The 18,474-nt window shown below is 36.9% G+C and carries 11 protein-coding genes; 3 read left to right on the top strand and 8 right to left on the bottom strand.

Going from position 1 to position 18,474, the window contains the following annotated elements:
* Positions 1–10: 10 nt before the first annotated feature.
* The 6 genes from SVZ03_03595 to SVZ03_03570 form a co-directional block, all read right to left on the bottom strand.
* Positions 11–814 carry an outer membrane lipoprotein-sorting protein gene (locus SVZ03_03595; protein MDY6933290.1) on the bottom strand — a complete coding sequence of 268 codons (804 nt, stop codon included), beginning with the start codon at positions 812–814 and terminating at the stop codon, positions 11–13.
* A 72-nt stretch (positions 815–886) separates the two neighbouring features.
* The gene (locus tag SVZ03_03590; GenBank protein MDY6933289.1) at positions 887–1,240 is read right to left on the bottom strand and encodes a four helix bundle protein; all 354 of its coding nucleotides are present in this window, start codon (positions 1,238–1,240) and stop codon (positions 887–889) included.
* Positions 1,241–1,288: 48 nt separating this feature from the next.
* Positions 1,289–1,489 carry a hypothetical protein gene (locus SVZ03_03585; protein MDY6933288.1) on the bottom strand — a complete coding sequence of 67 codons (201 nt, stop codon included), beginning with the start codon at positions 1,487–1,489 and terminating at the stop codon, positions 1,289–1,291.
* Between the two features lies 1 nt (position 1,490).
* Positions 1,491–3,698, bottom strand: coding sequence for an MMPL family transporter (locus SVZ03_03580; protein ID MDY6933287.1), 2,208 nt, complete (start codon positions 3,696–3,698; stop codon positions 1,491–1,493).
* Positions 3,699–3,831: 133 nt separating this feature from the next.
* The gene (locus SVZ03_03575; GenBank protein MDY6933286.1) at positions 3,832–6,210 is read right to left on the bottom strand and encodes an MMPL family transporter; all 2,379 of its coding nucleotides are present in this window, start codon (positions 6,208–6,210) and stop codon (positions 3,832–3,834) included.
* A gap of 99 nt (positions 6,211–6,309) precedes the next feature.
* Positions 6,310–8,733, bottom strand: a complete 2,424-nt coding sequence (locus SVZ03_03570) for an MMPL family transporter (protein ID MDY6933285.1) — start codon at positions 8,731–8,733, stop codon at positions 6,310–6,312.
* Between the two features lie 657 nt (positions 8,734–9,390).
* Between SVZ03_03570 and SVZ03_03565 the strand changes: the two genes are divergently transcribed.
* Positions 9,391–9,693 carry a heavy metal-binding domain-containing protein gene (locus tag SVZ03_03565; protein ID MDY6933284.1) on the top strand — a complete coding sequence of 101 codons (303 nt, stop codon included), beginning with the start codon at positions 9,391–9,393 and terminating at the stop codon, positions 9,691–9,693.
* Between the two features lie 590 nt (positions 9,694–10,283).
* On the opposite strand, the gene SVZ03_03560 is transcribed toward SVZ03_03565, so the two are convergent.
* Together SVZ03_03560 and ilvY are read right to left on the bottom strand one after the other, a co-directional pair.
* The gene (locus SVZ03_03560) at positions 10,284–13,577 is read right to left on the bottom strand and encodes a BTAD domain-containing putative transcriptional regulator (GenBank protein ID MDY6933283.1); all 3,294 of its coding nucleotides are present in this window, start codon (positions 13,575–13,577) and stop codon (positions 10,284–10,286) included.
* 569 nt (positions 13,578–14,146) lie between these two features.
* On the bottom strand, positions 14,147–15,037 hold the full coding sequence (gene ilvY / locus SVZ03_03555; GenBank protein ID MDY6933282.1) for an HTH-type transcriptional activator IlvY: 891 nt from the start codon (positions 15,035–15,037) through the stop codon (positions 14,147–14,149).
* 132 nt (positions 15,038–15,169) lie between these two features.
* On the opposite strand from ilvY, the gene SVZ03_03550 reads away from it, so the two are divergent.
* Complete coding sequence (locus SVZ03_03550; protein ID MDY6933281.1) at positions 15,170–16,645, top strand: ketol-acid reductoisomerase; 1,476 nt, start codon at positions 15,170–15,172, stop codon at positions 16,643–16,645.
* Between the two features lie 42 nt (positions 16,646–16,687).
* Positions 16,688–17,908: an MFS transporter gene (locus tag SVZ03_03545; GenBank protein MDY6933280.1), complete on the top strand. Its 1,221-nt coding sequence runs from the start codon at positions 16,688–16,690 to the stop codon at positions 17,906–17,908.
* The last annotated feature ends 566 nt before the right edge of the window (positions 17,909–18,474 follow it).

The raw sequence follows: 18,474 nt of genomic DNA, 5'->3' as shown, positions 1-18,474 counted from the left end.
CTCCGTATTTCTAACGTCTTTTCTTCAATTCTCTCTGGCTGAAAAACTTATCACCTATGCCTGTATTATATTTGATGTCTGTTGTTGTCAGCACAGTTCGATGACCGGTTTTAAGCTTCTTCATCTCCATTACCAGACTTGTCCATATTCCATCTATCTGTTTTATATCCTGTGCGTGGAACTCTTTGGATTCACGCCCCTTTTTGTCGAAAAATCTGGCCTTTATGAGCATATAGTTATCCTTGCGAATGTAGGATATCATTTGGGAGTATTGATATTTCTTTTTATTCTTATAGGCTGCGTCACCTGTATAGGTCTTGTGTATGCTCTCTACTAAATAGCACTCTTTCTCATCCACCCTTTCTTCACCTAAAAGTCTATGTACAAATTCATCCGGATGTGGAGGCGCCATATCATTATAAGAGAAGTCTGTACCCATAAAGGATTTATGTTTTTCCGCAGCAGATATTCTCCTTATTCTCTTTAATGCAGGCAGATACAGCCATTGGTCATCGTCCTTATCCTTGTGCTCCCAGGTGAGGAAGGCAGTTCCTTTATCTGATACAGGTTTACGAAAGTACATGAGGCTTTTGTCTTCATCCCCACGTTCTAACTTCCAGTAAGTTACCTCTCGTACCCTCTTTTTACCGTTCTTCTTGATGAGTTCCATAGTAAGGTCTGCTTTCTGATCCCTGCCCTCGTCCAGATTGTAGTTTTTGAGCATGATCTGATGGCCGTCCTCACTGTACGCTAATGGGACTATCCATAAAAAGATTGCAGTTATCAGCATGCATAATATAAGATTTTTTTTCATACTTCCCTCCATTTCCTGTTATTAAGGTTGTTTAGACTGTAGGCTAAAGGCTATTAGTTTTCAAAGTCTGCGCTATCTGTGCATTGATCGAAGCAGGGCACCCAAAACCTTCCCGTTCTCCACAATTATTATTTCACAGCCAGAAATGTCAAGTTCATCAAAATATCTCAGGCGTTTGGACAGGCCAAGCTGGTAGTGCAACTCCCTTAAAGAAGCGAACGCGATTTCAAGAAAGCGAAGATGTTCGGTCTGACTCTCACGTGCACACCCTTCAACGATGTTTGATGGAACTGAAACCGGCACCCTTCTCATTTGGGAAGTCAACCCGTATGTTTCCTCCTTGGGGAATTCCATGGTTGTTCGATAGATCAAAAGCGCCACTTCATCGGCCAATTCAAAGGCTCTGAGTTTTGTATGATCACGCATGATTCTCTACCTATAGCCTAAATGCCTACAGCCTATCTACCTGAGCAGTTACAATCTTTCTATGGCTAACCCATTTCTTTTATCTGGAGAATCTATTTCCACCTTTTCGTTCGGGTTAAATTCTTTTCCAAAGGGCTTGAAGAGCAGAATCAATGATGGCGCTATGAAGTAGTCCGCAAGCAGGGCAAGAGAAATGCACATTGATATTAACATGCCGAAGTAGTATAGATCATTCATATCAGATAGCATATTAGAGATAAAGGCAACAAATAGAATAAGTAGTAATGGTGATAGCGCGGCCTACTTCATTCATCGCCACATCCAGCGCTTTTTCATAATTCCCTATACGAAAGAATTCAAGACGATACCGGGATATAACATGGATAGTATCATCAACTGCAAGCCCAATGGCAATTGGAGCGAGCAATGACCTCCCGAAGTCTAACCATATCCCAGATAAACCCATGAATCCCAGGGTAATAACAATTGGGAACAAGTTTGGTAGCATAGAGATTAGACCTACTTTTATTGAACGGAATACAATTACCATCATTAATGAGATAATGACAAATGCCAGCATAATGGATTTTATTTGATTATCTGCAATATATCGCATAGCTTCTAGTAATAAAAAAGATAATCCGGTTATTCTATAATCGTAATCAGCCGGCTTAACTGACTCAATAAAATTAACCAGCTCATCATAGAAGCCTCGGGAGGTTATTGAATCAGTAGATTTTATGTAAATTGTAAGTCTTGCTGTGGCTAAATCTGCTGAAACAAGTTTCTCCAGTTCCTCCCCACCTGATATCTCGTAGAGCAATATGTACTGAGAAACCTCCCTATCCGAAGAGGGCAATCTATAATATTCAATGTCATTATTATGCAAAGAGCGGTTTACATCTCTAATTATGTCTACTACTGAGACAGTCTTCTTTACTAAATAGTCCTTAGATTCTGCAAAGTTCTGAATCTGCTCAAGTGTTTTAACAAATTGATAAGTCCTAACGCCATCAGCCTTTTTTGAGTCGAGTGAAATTTCGAAACTAGCCGATACAGCCATTGTTTTATCTACAAATTTGAAGTCGTGATACACCTTCGTCCTGTCTCCAAATTTTCCCAGCCAGGATGAGTTTACCTGAAGCTTAGTTATGCCATAACTGCAAATAATACTTACAATAGCACTAATTATTAATATTCTAATGTAGTATCTTTTATTAAGGGAGGCTATTCTCGGCAGCATCCAATCTATTAATCCATTTCCTTTGTTTACCTTCCCTCCATTAAACTTTCTTCCAGTTTTTTCCTTTTTAAATGTTAAAATCACCAATAGAATTGAGAAGGAAAAAACAAAGACAACTAAAACACCAACTACAATAGACCACCCATACTCGCGAAGGATACTTATAGGAGAGATAGTTACAGAAGCGAAGCCTACTGCGGTTGTTAGTGAAGTAAACAAACAGGGAAATCCAACCATACTTACCGCTTTTATGATAGATGTTCGATTTGTATATCCAGATTTAACATGTGAATGATACTCAGTTATTAAATGAATACTAGTTGCCACTCCAATCGCAAGTATAAGAGATGGAGTTATAACAGACAAAGCCGTTATTGGAAAATCTATTATTTTCATGATACCAACAACAAAAACTAGCGAAAATATCGTAACTAAGAATATGCCTCCAATCACCTTCGCCTGGCGAAAAAAAAGAACGAGGAGTAAAAAAATCAAGAAATAGGCAATAGTATTAATAATAATCCCATCCTTTATTACAATTTTATAAAATTCAAAATTGCTAATAGGCTCACCCACTGGCCAGAATCTAAAATCTTCATAATCCAGTTTCGATAGTATCCTCTCCAAACTGGTTGCAATATTCACGTTGTAAGTAGGATCATCCTTTGCTTTATTCTCCAACTCACAAAGGATAGCCGCAAAGTTTGAATCTTCAGAGATATAGGAATTCACATACAACGGTTTATCCATAATCTTGTGCATAAGTGAATTTGCCTCCACTTGACTGGAAGGGAACTCATTCATTAAGCTGTAAACATTTAAATCCCCATTCACGCTACCTTCTGTTAGTTCTATATTGGTGATAGCATTTACCTTTTCCACGTATGGGATTTCCTCAAGATCTTCCACTAACCTTTTCGTTTTGCTTAAAGAGTCGAGATTAAATATTCCTTGTTTTGTTCTATACACTATATATATAAATTCGTCATTGCCGAATTCTCTCACAAAGTTATGATAATAATTAAAGGATGGGTCACCATCCAGGAACCATACCTCCATGGAGGTATCTATCCGTTGCTTTAAGGATAAAACAGTTAGTCCAATGAATAAGGTGAGACATATAAAGAATACTACCCAGCGATGATCAATTACCCTTTCTGCTAAATCAGCGAACCTGTCGTTAATTTTCGTTACGAAGTTATCCTTTCTATTCATCACCTCCACCCTTTAAATCAATTTTTTCTATTTAGAAAAAATTTATGGGCAAAACCGAATGCCCAACCAAGAATCACAAATTCATATCTCATGAGTTTCATATTTATCCTGCGGTCAAATCATACTCTTTGTCTTATGTGCCTATAGCTGTTTTTTCTTCTGGGTCGAATTCTTTTCCGAAGGGTTTGAAGAGTAGTATTAGTGATGGAGCTATGAAGTAGTCTGAAAGTAAAGCAATGAAGATGCATATTCCTGATAACATGCCGAAATAAGAGATATTATTCATTTCAGAAACCATCATTATAAAAAAGCCTAAAACTAAAATAATAGTAGTTATCAATATAGCACGACCAACACTACTTAATGCAGCATCAAGCGCCTTCTCATAACGACCAAGACGCTTGAATTCAAGCTGATAACGATATATTAAATGTATTGTATCATCAACCGCAAGCCCAATGGCTATAGGGGCAAGCATTGATCTGGCATGATCTAGTATTATGCCAGATGCTCCCATGAAACCCAGAATAAAAAAAGTTGGGAATATATTCGGAATCATGGATATAAGTCCCATCTTTACTGAACGAAAAATTAATATCATCAGTGCTGAGATGATTATCAGAGCAAGCAAAAGGGACTGTCTTTGGGACCTTCCTACATAATCCATCATTTCAACCATCAGATATGAGAATCCAGTTATTCTGTAGGAATAATCATCTGGTTTTACTGACTCAATATAGTTTACTATCTCATCATAAAAACGCTTGGCGATAATGGAGTCAGTAGATTTTACATAAATAGTCAGCCTTGCTGCAGCTAAATCTGCTGATACAAGTTTCTCCAATTCCTCCCCTCCTGAAATCTCATAGAGCAAAATGTACTGAGAAACCTCATCATCTGAAGAGGGAATCCTGTAAAATGCCTTATCATTATTGTGCAAAGAGCTATTAACTTCTTTTATGATGTCAACTACTGAACTAGTCTTCCTCACAAGATAATCCTGAGTAAGGGCAAATTTTTGGATACTCTCAAGGATTTGAACAAATTTTTGTGTCTTTACACCATCCAGCTTATTTGAATCCAGCACAATTTCAAAACTACCTGTCCCAGCCATTGTTTTGTCTACAAACTCATAGTCGTGAGTTACTTGCAAGCTGTCGCCTAATTGCTCAAGCATAGATGCGTTTATCTGAAGTCTGGTTATCCCGTATATAGAAATAACACCTATTATTGACGCTATTATTAAAATTAAACGTGAATAACTTCTGTTCAAATACCCGATTCGCTTTAGCAGAGAATCAATAAAACCATTGCTTTTTGTTTTTACATTATAATTTATATATTTCATCTCAGTCTTCTCCCCTGAAAAGGAGAGAATCACTAATAGAATTGTAACAGAAAGAAAAAATATTACTAACAGCCCAAATACAAGATAAGATCCATACTCACTAATAGCAGGGATTGGAGAGATGATCATTGAACCGAATCCTATGGCTGTTGTTATGGAGGTAAAAAAGCAAGGAATCGCTACCATTCTTACTGCTTCAATAATTGATGTTCGATTGCTCAATCCTGAACGAAGATGAAACTGATATTTATTGATAAAATGAACAGTGGTTGCCACTCCAATAGAAAGCAATAAAGGTGATATTACAACACTTACACCTGTGAAAGAGAAACTGTTTATACCCATAAAACCAAAAACCAAAACCGTTGAAAATGACACTACAGCAAGAGGTCCAATAACACCCTTGGCCTGACGGAAGAATAGAATAAGGAGTATAGCAATTGCTACAAAGACAAGCACAGATAGTACTAAAGTATCTTTTTCCCGTATAACATTCCACTCAGAGGCAACAATAGGCTCCCCAACCGGCCAGAATTCGAATTCCTTGTATTCCTGTTTTGATAGCACATTTTTTAAACCGGAAAATATCTTCATCTGGTAATTTTGGTCATCCTTTGGTTTATCCTTCACCTCACATAGTATAGCCGCATAACTCGCATCATCAGAAATATATCCATTCACATACAACGGTTTATCAAGAAGCTTCTGCATAAGAGGATGTGCCTCACTCTGGTTTGAAGGGAAATCATCCATGAGGCCATAAACATTTATAGCGCCATTTTTATTGCCTTCAATAATTTCAATATTTGTGACTGCATTTACTTTTTCTACAAATGGAACTTTCTCAAGATCCTTTACTAACATTTTAGTTTTATGTAATGCATCCAGGTCAAAGATTCCCTGTTTGACTCTATATACTATATATATGAATTGGTCATTGCCATACTCTTCTATAAAATTTTGATAATCTACATAAGTTGGATCATTTTGCCGGAAATAAACATCCATGGAATTGTCTATCTTAATACGAAGCGATAATACGATACCCATCACACCTATAATGCCACATACAATGATTACGAACTTGCGATGATCAATTATCCATTCTGCTAATCCGGCGAATAGATCATTTACTCGTGAAAAATAATTATTTGTATTATTCATAACCTCCACCCTCCAAATCAATTTTTTTCTATTTAGGAAAAATTTATGGGCAAAACCGAATGCCCAACCCAGATCCATATGATCCATGTATCAGGGCTTTCATACTTTTCCTGCGGTCAAATCATACTCTTTGTCTGGTGTGCCTATTGCTGTCTTTTCTGTTGGGTCGAATTCTTTTCCGAAAGGCTTGAATAGCAGTATTAAACTCGGCGCTATAAAGTAATCGGATAGCAGGGCAATAAAAATGCACATTGAAGATAATAATCCAAAATATTGAAGGATATTCAGTTCAGCAGTTACCATTACACCAAAACCAATAACCAGGACAATAGTAGTCATTGTCATAGCGCGACCCGCTTCACTCATAGCGATATTCAAGGCATTCTCATAATTGCCTGACCGATCGAATTCCAACTTATAGCGGGATACAAAATGTATAGTGTCGTCAACAGCGAGCCCGATGGCTATGCAAGCAAGCATTGCGTTAACATGGTCTAACCAGATTCCAGTTAATCCCATGATGCCCAGGGTAATTAAAATAGGGAATATATTTGGAACCATCGAGGTGAGTCCAACTTTTAATGAACGGAAAACAACTATCATCATTATTGATATAATGGCCAACGCCAATAAAATGGAAGATGCCTGGTTTTCACGTATATAAGTTAACATTTGATTAAACATAAATGTCGCTCCGGATATCTTGAAAGAATAGCTATCCGGTTTTGTTGAATTAATAAACTTTGCCAGATCCTCATAAAAACGGCTGGAAGTTTGTGTATCTGTAGTTTTTAAATAAATTGTAAGCTTAGCTGCGGCAATATCGGCTGATACAAGTTTCTCCAATTCCTCACCCCCGGAAACTTCGTACAGTAAAATATACTGCGAAACCTCTTCATTCGAAGAGGGCAGCCTGTAAAAAGCTTTCTTGTTGTTATGCAAGGACATGTTAACATCTTTAACAATATCTACTACTGAACTTGTCTTGTTGACGATATAATCCTGATCATTAGCAAAGTCCTGGATTTTCTCCAGTGTTTGAATAAATTTCAATGACTTGACTCCATCAGCTTTTTTTGAATCGAGCAATACTTCAAAATTCCCAGTCCCGGCCATCTTTTTATCAATAAATCTGAAATCCCTGACTACCTTCATTTTCTCGTCAAATAACTTATAGTAAGATGAGTTAACTTGTAGTTTTGTTATGCCATATATGGCTGCAATGCTGATTAAAACGGTAACTGTTAAAATTCTTCCCTTATATCTTTTATTTATGTTGGCTATGCTCAACATCATCTCATTTAAAAATTTATTATATTTTATTTTGTTCTCATTTCTAAATTTATCTTCAGCTTTTCTACTGCCAATAGACAGAAGCGCTATAAGACTTGTGAAGGAAAAGATAAAGACAGCCAGGACGCCAAATATCACATAACATCCAAACTCATGATTAGCGCGAACATGTGAGATAGTCAAAGAAGCAAAACCAATTGCGGTCGTGATGGTTGTAAATAAACAGGGAATGCCCAATAGTTTTATTGCTCCAAGAATAGATGTTCTATTATCATATCCGGCTTTAAGATGTGATTGATATTCGTTAATTATATGAATCGAGATTGCCACTCCAATTGCCATCAATAGTGATGGAAGCATCGAAAACATGGCGGTTACAGGAAATTTATTTATCCCCATAAATCCAAGCGTTAGCAGCAAGGCGAATAGTATAACAGAATAGGGGCCTACAACACCTTTAATCTGGCGAAATAAATAAATAAGGAGAGATGTTATTAAAATAAATGTTATTATAGAAAATATGGCGCTGCTTTTCTCTGTCTGTTTATTAAATTCAAAGTTGACAACAGGAAAACCTGCAGTCCAAAATTCAAACTCCTGGTAATCCGATTTTGATATTATATCTTTTAATTTTTCAACTATCATCATGTGGTAATTTGGGTCACCTTCAGGTCTATCCTCCATCTCACAAAGTATTGCAGCAAAATTGCCATCCTCAGAGATATAACCGTTCAAATACAATGGCTTATCTAATAACTTTCGCATAAGTAGCTGTGCTTTAACCTTTGTAGATGGAAAATTATCATTGAGGTTATAAATTTTTAAATCGCCTTTTGAACTGCCTTCCAGAATCTCAATATTTGTGACAGCTTTTGCCTTTTCCACGTACGGAATTCCCTCTAATTCCTTCACTAGCTCTTTAATTTTCTGTAGTGTTTCCAGGTTAAATATTCCCTGTTTGGCTTTGTAGACAATATATAGAAATTCATCATTTCCATATTCTTCCAAAATATTCTGATAATCGACATAATAGGGATCATTTTCCTGAAAATAAACCTCTGTTGAATTATCTATCCGAAGCTGAAGGGCTAGAATAGCGCCCCCTATACTCATTATGAGACATCCAACGATTACTAACCAGCGATGATCAATTATCCATTCTGCGAATATTGCGAATAGATTGTTAGCTTTTACAATGTAATTATCCTTTCTGTTCAAAACCTTCACCATCCAAATCTATTTTTTCCTATTTAGGAAAATTTTTATGAACAAAACCAAATGCCCAACCCAGAATCACATGATCCATGTATCATGATTTTCATATATTGTATTTATTTATTTTTTCAACAAACCTCATGGCTACCCTGATTTGCATTCCTTCTGCAAATCGACAACTATAATTCCATGTTAATATATGGAAGGAGTAGATCGGAATACATTATTCTTTTCGTGCATTTCTAGCAGTTTAGCATCTGCTGTCCTGTATATCGAGATTATATTTCCTAATCTATGTTCTTTATCCTTTCTATTCTGTTGTCCATATTGAACCTCATCTTATACAAATTAAAACATGATCAATTACCAAGCCTGGGTTTCAGGATTTTTTCAGTAATCACATTTTGCAATTATTGAAAAGTAAATGTTCCACATTAAGTATAAAGATGACCAATAAAGGCAGAATCGTTTTTTTATAGATTTTTTATAGATTTCAAAAAAAATCAGAAATTTTCGAATTTTTAAAGGGGTTAGGACAAGTGTACTTACTTTTACACGGTGAAATTGCCGAATTATTGTTGACTTTTAATAAAAGTCCTGCTCTGATAAGAATCGACCTTATAATTTTATAAGGTCAATATTATTTATAATAAAATTAAAAGGTGCAGGTATATGAAAAAACAAAAATTTATATGGATAGTACCCTTGATGTTTATGCTAACAACAGTATTCCTTTCATCAAGCGGATGTAATAGATCATGTCGTACTGATCCCAGCTGTAGTCTGTCTAAAGACTGTGATAAAGCAGATTATTATACATGTGTTGAACATGCGGATATAAAAGAGAGTAAAGCTGGGAAGTGCTCTAAGTGTGGAATGAACCTAAAATTGAAAAAATGTGAAAGGAATATAAAGAAGTGTCCTTTTTCTAATGTAAAGGAATCTCCATCCTCAGATGCTGAAAAGAAGAGTTAGGAATATTCTGAAAAATAGAGGGTGTTGTTGTGATCCCTTTTGTCAGCAAAAGCTTTTTATCGACATATAGTTGCCTATGTGAAATTAAACCGCTTTGAATGCCAATAATATGGGATTATATCCACATAAAATTGATAAATTAAAAAATAATAGTTACTACTCAGCTATGAATATAATAATTTTTAATTTATTTGAATACAGGTAGAATGACTTGAGGTTGGTTATAATTTCATTCACCTGTATGCACAGGTGCAGGCTCTGCGAATGCAGGAATCTCAAATGTTTACAAAACCTTACTAAAAAAATGCTTTAGCTTCCGGCATTCCGCTACGCTACAGACGGAATGACATACTTTTACACAGCCCCAACTCAATTCAATATATACTATTTAATCTAATAGCATATATTGAAAAAACACCTGAGTAGTTACGTATTATAAAAGAGATTGGGAGAATAACTGAAAAACAAATAATGAAGTAAACAAGTATTATTAAAGAAAAGCTTGTCGAGTAAAATTGTAAATTTTTATAAGGAAGAGTGTTTTAACAGCAGCAATTATGGCGTATGAGCAAGGGCTTCGATATATTTTTCTATTTTTTTAATAATAATTCATTAAATATCATTTCAGTTTCTTTGCTTAATGGCATTTTCAACTCTTTAATTATATTGTCTTTACATCTCTCATAGGTCTTCGTCAGCATTGCCCTATTGTCAAGATAGGAATAATATCTCATCAATCTCTGATAGACCTTTTCAGCGAATTTATCTTTATTTAAATACCGTCTCGCAAATTCAACACACCTAAAATAATCATGACTCTTCTCGAAATGTTCTATTATTTTAATTAGTAAATTTAAATATTCTTGTCTAAGCCTCTCCCTCTCTTCTAAACACCAATCAATATAAAGATATTCCTCCAGATAATCACCGCTATAAACTTCCTCAGCCTTCAGGTAATGAGCAATTTTTTTCTCAGAATTATTTTCATCTTCAGCCAGCTTCATAATATCTCTGAATTCATCAACATCCACGCAGTCATTTTCCCCGAGGTCTACTTTGTAACCTTCTTCTGCTCTTAATATATATGAAGAAGGCGTCCCCCTTTTCCTCCCGGGTTCAAGAGTTTTGCGGAGTGATGCAAGTGTATCATGTATTCTATAAATCGTCTTTCGGGGGTCTTCCTCAGGCCATAAAAATTCCATCAATAAATCCCTGGGCAAATAGCCCCGGGATCGATTATGAACAAAAAATATCAATAACATCTTAGCCCTTTTTTTACTCTTCCAACTCTCGGCCGTGATCTCTTCATCTCCCCGATACACCCTAAATTTCCCCAGACAGTAAACCCTGAGGTTCGGGATGCGCACTTCCTTTGCCGCATCTAATATTTTCGAACCAGCATTTTCCCTTTCATGATTTTTATTATTTTGTAAATGTGCAAGTTCCTCCGGGGCAGATAAACCCATTCCTTTGAATATCCCCTGAAGATAATCCTGCATTTTACCTTCGATGAATAGCTCAACAAGCAGGGGAACTATCCACTGTTTTTCAGAAATAATCCATGCATCATATTGATTAGCTTCACTGAGTTGAAGGCCGGACATAAGTTTGCTTAAGGCTTCATCCCTCTGGTTTTGCTCCCAATACAAACGCGCAAAAATAAGATATACCATGCTGATTTGCAATTTTGCGCCTATCAATAATTTTTCTGCATCCTCCAAAAGATGTCGAGCCTCTTCCCATCGCCCTCTTCCAATTTGAAATTCTGCCAGACGTGCCTTTAGCTCGCCCTCTAAAAGTGGGAGATTGCGTCCATGTATTACATTTACTCCTGAGTTAAGGCTTTCCTCTGCTTCTATAGGATTGCTTGATTTAACATAGGCATGATATAATGCAAGGTAAGCATAACCCTGGCCATATCGGCTTTCCTCATGCTGAGAAATTCTAAGACTCTCCTTACCATCAATAATCGCTTCGCTAATATTTCCCAATTTAGCGTGATTAAAAGCTGATAAACCGAATAGCCAACAAGTTTCGCGAATCCGATTTTTTATAGCCAAGTCCAGGCCCTTTTTCGCGTTATCAAGACTCTTTGAAAAATCACCAAGAGAATAGTATAACACTGATATTAAATAATAACTTAGGCAAGAATAGAGGGGAAGTTTCAGATTTTCGCATATCTCTTTCATTTTTTCAACTGTCCTCATAGCTTTAATATTATCACCTGATAAAATATACCTATGACCATGATTGAAATAGAGTCGCGCAAGAATTCTTTTATTATCTATTCCATCAGTTGATGAGAGTAATAACATGGCCTCATCAAAGTATTTATCAGCTAAATCAAATTTTCCCAGGCTGGTAGTTATCATCACCAAATTTGTCAGAACATCAATATACATTCCGCTATTACTCTTCTGTAAAGTCAGTAACTCCAGGAATGCACTCTCAGCGCCTACCAAATCGCCGTCAATGAAATAGTTTGAACCTAGTTGATGCAGAGATGAAACAACACCATCCAGGTTTGCATCTCTATAAAACATTTTGCGGGATATTTTATATGCATTGATCGCATCCTTCGGCTTACCGGCAAGCGCTAGCGACTCTGCCTGCATAAATTGAATCCAGGGATCACTATTTAATAAACTCTTAGGAATTTTATTGAAATAAGATTCGATCACTTGCAGACGCTTCTCCTTGAGCAATCGATCTCCAACTTTCTTAAAAAGTATGCCAGCCTCATCTAATTGTTCTGCCATAAAGTAATGCCTCATGGCCTCTTCATCTTTACCAAGCTTTTCCATGGCTATTGCCGCATGCTTATGGAGATTCAGTATAGCTTTCCGGCCAAGCTCTGAGGCAAGCTTCTTCTGCAAAAACTCACTAAAGAGGTGGTGATAATAATACCACTCTCTCTCCTCATCCAGGGGGAAGGTGAAAAGATGTTTTTCTTCCAGCTCCCGCAGAATGCCACCTGAATTCTCTATTCCCAAAAGCTGATTACAAAAATCGACATCAATATATGAAAGGATTGAGGTCTTTATAAGAAAGCTTTTTATTTCATCAGACTGCAATTCATATACATTTTCTTCGAGATAGTCTGATATAATCTTATGAGAGCCTTGTAGTCTGGATAATAGTATTTCAACATCCGTAGGATTTCTACTATGCAGGGAGTGATAGAAGAGTATCAATCCCGAGACCCAGCCCTCTGTCTTCCGGTGAAGGATTTCAAGGCTCTGTGTCTCCAAGGCAATATTAAATAATTGTGAATAGAGTCGCTCAATTTCAGGGATAGACAAGACAAGGTCATCTTCTTTGATCTCCAGTACCTGCCTCCTGGCTCTCAATAAAGATATGGACAACCCGGAATCAGCGCGACTGATAATAATCAGGTGAACCTGAGGAGGTATATTCTCAAGAAAATATTCTATTAACTCATTTATTTCCTGACTATCTTGTATAAAATGATAATCATCAATTACAATAATAAGGTCACCTTTGACGAGTTTCTCAATCTCGCTTAAGAAAACAGTAAGAACAGCCTTACGTTCCCGGCTCAAGATTTGAGCATCACCTATTCTTTGGTGCGTTTCTATTCCAAATTCGCGGATATGCTTCTGAATCCCTGCAATTAAATAACTGATGAAGGTTATAAAGTCACTGTCAGATTTATCCAGACGATACCATACTGAATTCAATCCTAAGAGATTGCAGGCTTCAGCAACCAGAGTAGTCTTTCCGAAACCAGCGCCTGCTGTTACAGTTGTAAGTCGCTTCCTGGGAATTTTTGCTAATAAGGGGTGTAATCTCTCTCTTTGTATGGTATCAGATAAGTGTGGAAGAAGAAGTTTGGAGTTTAATATTTGGATTCTCTGATGCAAATCATACCTCAAATATTCATATTGTTTTAAAACAATCGTAATTCTTAGATCATCTTAAGGAGCTATCGAGAACGTGATTCGCTAGTTGTATCAAACAATTTGCAATCTTCGCTACTCACTTCGAATCTTTAGCAGAATAACTCAATAAGGTTCGTCAAAGACCATCCAAATTGGTTATTGCTAAATAATAATAAACATAAACCTTATGTCAAGTTTTATCATATTGTTTTGAGGGGGTTATAAGTAGTATTCATCCAGAGATGAGTAATTCTCTTCAAGATCAAGAAAGGTCAAGATTTTACTACCTGCTAATGAGTCAAGCTTTTATTCATGATATTCTATCACATGAATCGTGGAGGAATTGAAATGATATATGATCAAATCAAAAATGCTATAGTAGAATTAGTTCAAGGAATCATAAAGGAACAGAAAAGGACTAGTTAAAAGTGCGATTCTCTTTTTTATCATAAAACCTTAGGTTCTCCCAACCTCAAAAGCCACATATTTGGCTATGATTTCCGCTTGTAATGAATTATTGTATTTAATACTTCATTTATAAATTTGAATTTCTAATCAATCCTGGTATTTTTAATAATACCCCAAAAAGCCATGATTATTAAAGAAGAAAGGGCATTTTTTTTTAAACAAAAGCCTACCTCATATTGTTTGAGTTTATTCTTAATATCAAGCATTTGTACTTTTGTCTTAAATGAACTCTGACTTAACACAAGTTCAGGCACAACACCAATACCGCACCCTAAACTCACCATAGCAATTATAGCTTCATTCCCAGATACTTCAGCATAAATATTCGGAATTTTTCCATTGACCTTAAATAATTCATGAATACGTTTTCGAGCCAGACCATGTTCAGGCAGTATCATTGGGATGTCCCACCAATTGTCAAAGTCATTTTTAAGCTGATTAGTAATCTGACATAAACCCTTAGGGGCAATAAAGATTAGCTGTGTGATAGCGACTGTTTTAAAATCTATATTGCCAGGCAGATTATCAGGTTTCGCGGCAATAGATATATCAGCACTGCCGTTTTGCACCATTTGTATAGCCCTAGCTGGATCGCCAGTTTGTAATTTTATGTGAACATGAGGATGAAGCTTTCTAAAGGAGCTTAAAATATTCTGCAAGATGCTGTATGAGGCTGTGACAGAACAATAGATGCTTATCTCTCCATGAAGCTCACCCCTGTCCCCCGCAACATTTTCCTTAAAAATCTGCCAGCGTTCTATGGTTTCCCGGGCATACTCTTTCAAAAGCAAGCCTGCCTTAGTAATGGATACTGATCGATTGTCCCGAACAAAAAGACTTTCCCCAACCTCTTTTTCCAGACGCTGAATCGCGCGGCTGAGTCCGGAAGGACTGACAAAACAGGCCCTGCTTGTCTTTGCGAAATGAAGAGTCTCTGTTAAATGTAAAAATAGTTTAAGTGAATCGTAATCCATAGATTCATTCTCCCATATTGCAAAATTTGAAACATTATATTCATATTATTTCATTTTACACAATCACATTTTTTGATTATTATATATCTGTCATTTAATAGCAAATAACCTCATATAACAAAGGAGGCCATTATGGGATTAGATTTTGAAAGTCGGATTTTCAAGAAGGAAGCAGTATATCTGGGAAAAGAGAAAGAGTATATTGTCAAAGGTGGAAGACAATTATTTTCAAAATTAAAGCAGGCCTTTATGGGTATTAATCAAATTGGAGTCATAGGCTGGGGGTCTCAAGGTTTTGCCCAGTCACAGAACCTGCGTGATTCCCTGAAGGGAACAGGAATAAATGTAAAGGTAGGTTTGCGCAAAGGCTCCGCTTCCATATCCAGTGCAGAAAAGGCCGGATTTTCAGCTAACACTAATGGAATTGGCGAATTGTTACAGGTTGTGGCGGAATCGGATTTAGTAATAATATTGATCTCAGACGCAGCCCAGGTGGAGCTTTATCCGGAAATCATCAAAAATATTAAACCGGGCGCTACTCTAGGATTTTCACACGGTTTTTTATTGGGCTATATAAATACAGAAGGGATAAGTTTTCCGGATAATATAAATATAATTGGAGTATGCCCCAAAGGCATGGGGCTATCTGTTCGACGTTTATATGAACAGGGGAAAGAAATTGGTGGAGCAGGAATCAACACAAGCTTTGCCATTCACCGGGATGTTACAGGCAATGCAGTTGATTATGCCCTGGGTTGGTCGATTGCAATTGGAGCGCCCTTCTCTTTTATCACGACCCTGGAAAATGAATATAAGTCAGATATCTTCGGAGAAAGAGGGATACTGCTGGGCGCAGTTTACGGAGTTGTTGAGAGTTTATTCATGCGTTATATATCGCATGGAATGAACTCGAAGCATGCCTATCTATCAACTGTTGAATCGATCGTTGGTCCTATATCCAGGTTAATATCAAAAAAAGGACTTTTGGCTGTTTACGAATTTTTTCACGGTAATGAAAAAAAAATATTTGAAAAAGCATTTTGCGCTACATACAACCCGGCCCTGGGGCTATTATATGAAATTTATGACGAAGTAGATACAGGCAATGAGATTCGATCAATTCTGATGGCTGTTAAAAGGACAGAACTCTATCCAATGACAAAAATCGAAAATACTAAGATGTGGCAGGTTGGAAATAAAGTACGCGAGCATCGAATGAATGACAATATCCAATTGCATCCCTTTACTGCAGGAGTATACCTGGCAATAATTACAGCTCAGATTGATATTTTAAAAGAAAAGGGACATGCTTACTCAGAGATAGCCAATGAATCAGTTATTGAAGCGGTTGATTCGCTAAACCCATATATGCATGCAAGGGGTTTATCCTATATGATCGACAACTGCTCTATTACAGCCAGATTTGGCGCTCGCAAATGGGCCCCTCGATTCCATTACATGTTAGAAGAACAGGTTTATCCGCAGATTGACTATATATACAAAATCAACCAAGAACTTATTCAATACTTTACAGATCATCCGATACATGGTGTTTTGGATACCTGCGCAAAACTGCGCCCCAGTGTTGACATCTATGTTGAAAAATAATGCTTGTGAAAGCTATAATTTTTAAAAATGGAGAATTCAATAATGGATACTAACGAGAAAAAAATTTTGATATTTACAAGCGCTGCTCATTATCTTACGCATCTTTTCATCCTTGTTTTCCCTGCTCTGGTAATGCCAATCAGCAGAGACCTTGCGATATCGCCATCAGAAGCAATCTCTATCAGCTTTCCAATGTATTTATGCTATGGCATTCTTGCAGTTCCATGGGGATATTTAAGTGATCGGTTCGGCCCACGGCAGATAATGGGAGTTGGTATTCTTATCGCAGGATTTGGTTTTATTGCTGCTGCCATAGCTCAATCAATAAATCAATTAATGGTCTTCCTTAGCATAATTGGCTTTGGTTGTTCTGCTTATCATCCTTCAGGCCTTGCGCTCCTCTCCAGGGGGATGAGTGTTCGTGGCAGGGCAATGGGAATAAATGGCCTATGGGGAAATTTTGGAATAGCAAGCGCTCCTTTTCTTGCAGGAGTTCTTGCCTATTGGATGGACTGGCAGAGAGCTTTGATTGTTTTCGGCATTACAGGCATAATAATAGGCGCTGTCTGTCTTTTAGCCCCTTTATCAGTTGGCAGAGGCGATCTTCAAAAAAGCACTTCAGTTGATAAAAGGGATGCGATAACGCTGTTCATTATATTATGCGCTGCTATGCTCTTTTCAGGCATCATGTACAGAAGTTATACTGTAATCCTTCCAACTTTTTTTGAGAGCAAGCTTACCGATCTCAGTTCTTTTATATCCGGCATTGTGGGAAGCAGTTATTTAACACCCGCTGCAGGCACATTAACGGCTGCTATCATCAGCAGCAGTGTATATCTCCTTGGCATGATTGGTCAATTGATTGGGGGAAGAGTTGCAGATCGTTTTGATTTACGCATGTCATATTTGCTGTTCTTCTCATGCGCACTACCGTTTCTTATATCATTACTTTTTTTTGAAGGGCCTGTCTTAATAATATTAATAGGTTTTTTTATACTCTTTGCATTGGGTATGCAGCCAATTGAGAACAGCCTTGTTGCAATTTTAACACCACCACAGTGGAGATCTTTAAGTTATAGCATCAAATTCACTATTATATTTGGCGCAGGTTCTGTAGGTGTTCACCTGGTCAGCTTTGTTAAGGCTAATTATGGTCTGGATTCAGTAATAATCTTACTCTCATCCTTACTGATGATGATAATTTTCATGATTAACATATTGCTCTATAAAAGCCGCGGTACTAGTATTAAACATAAACACTGATACAGGAAAATAAATAACAGACCCCTAGCTAAGATTGAGGTTGAGGAATCATATTTAATTCTCTTCTGTCTTCTCTTGTAAAAGATCAGCAAAGTGGTCATTGCTGGTAAGAAATTCATCATACAACCCTGCATAATTACAGGAGCCCCATAGGGTTGTCCCGCTTTTAATGGAAATTCATTAGCGGTGTTGTTCATTACTAAACATCTAACCTCTTTCCTGATAATAACCAATTTTCCATTTATCAATAATTGATTTCATTTTTTACTAGATCAACGATACCCAATGCTCCCCTAACACGATGTGTCCACTTCTATGCTTTCAAGATAGCAACTGCAAGCCAGCGTTCCTTCATTTCTCCCCCACGTCATTTTATACGATGGGTAAAGCCCTCAAGAGTACTATTAAGACTCTCAATCGGATTAGTCGAGTCAACTACTACCGCCTTAGAGTCTATTCCAGTAGGGAGTAATATTTGCCGATACTTTCATTAAGAGGCATAATATTACTGGAGGATATCGTTATGGGTTTAATATCAAAATCTGATGGATGGCATTTACCTGATT

It is taken from the genome of Spirochaetota bacterium (genome assembly GCA_034190085.1).
Taxonomy (GTDB): Bacteria; Spirochaetota; UBA4802; order UBA4802; family JAFGDQ01; genus JAXHTS01.
This window is presented reverse-complemented; position numbering and strand designations above follow the sequence as displayed.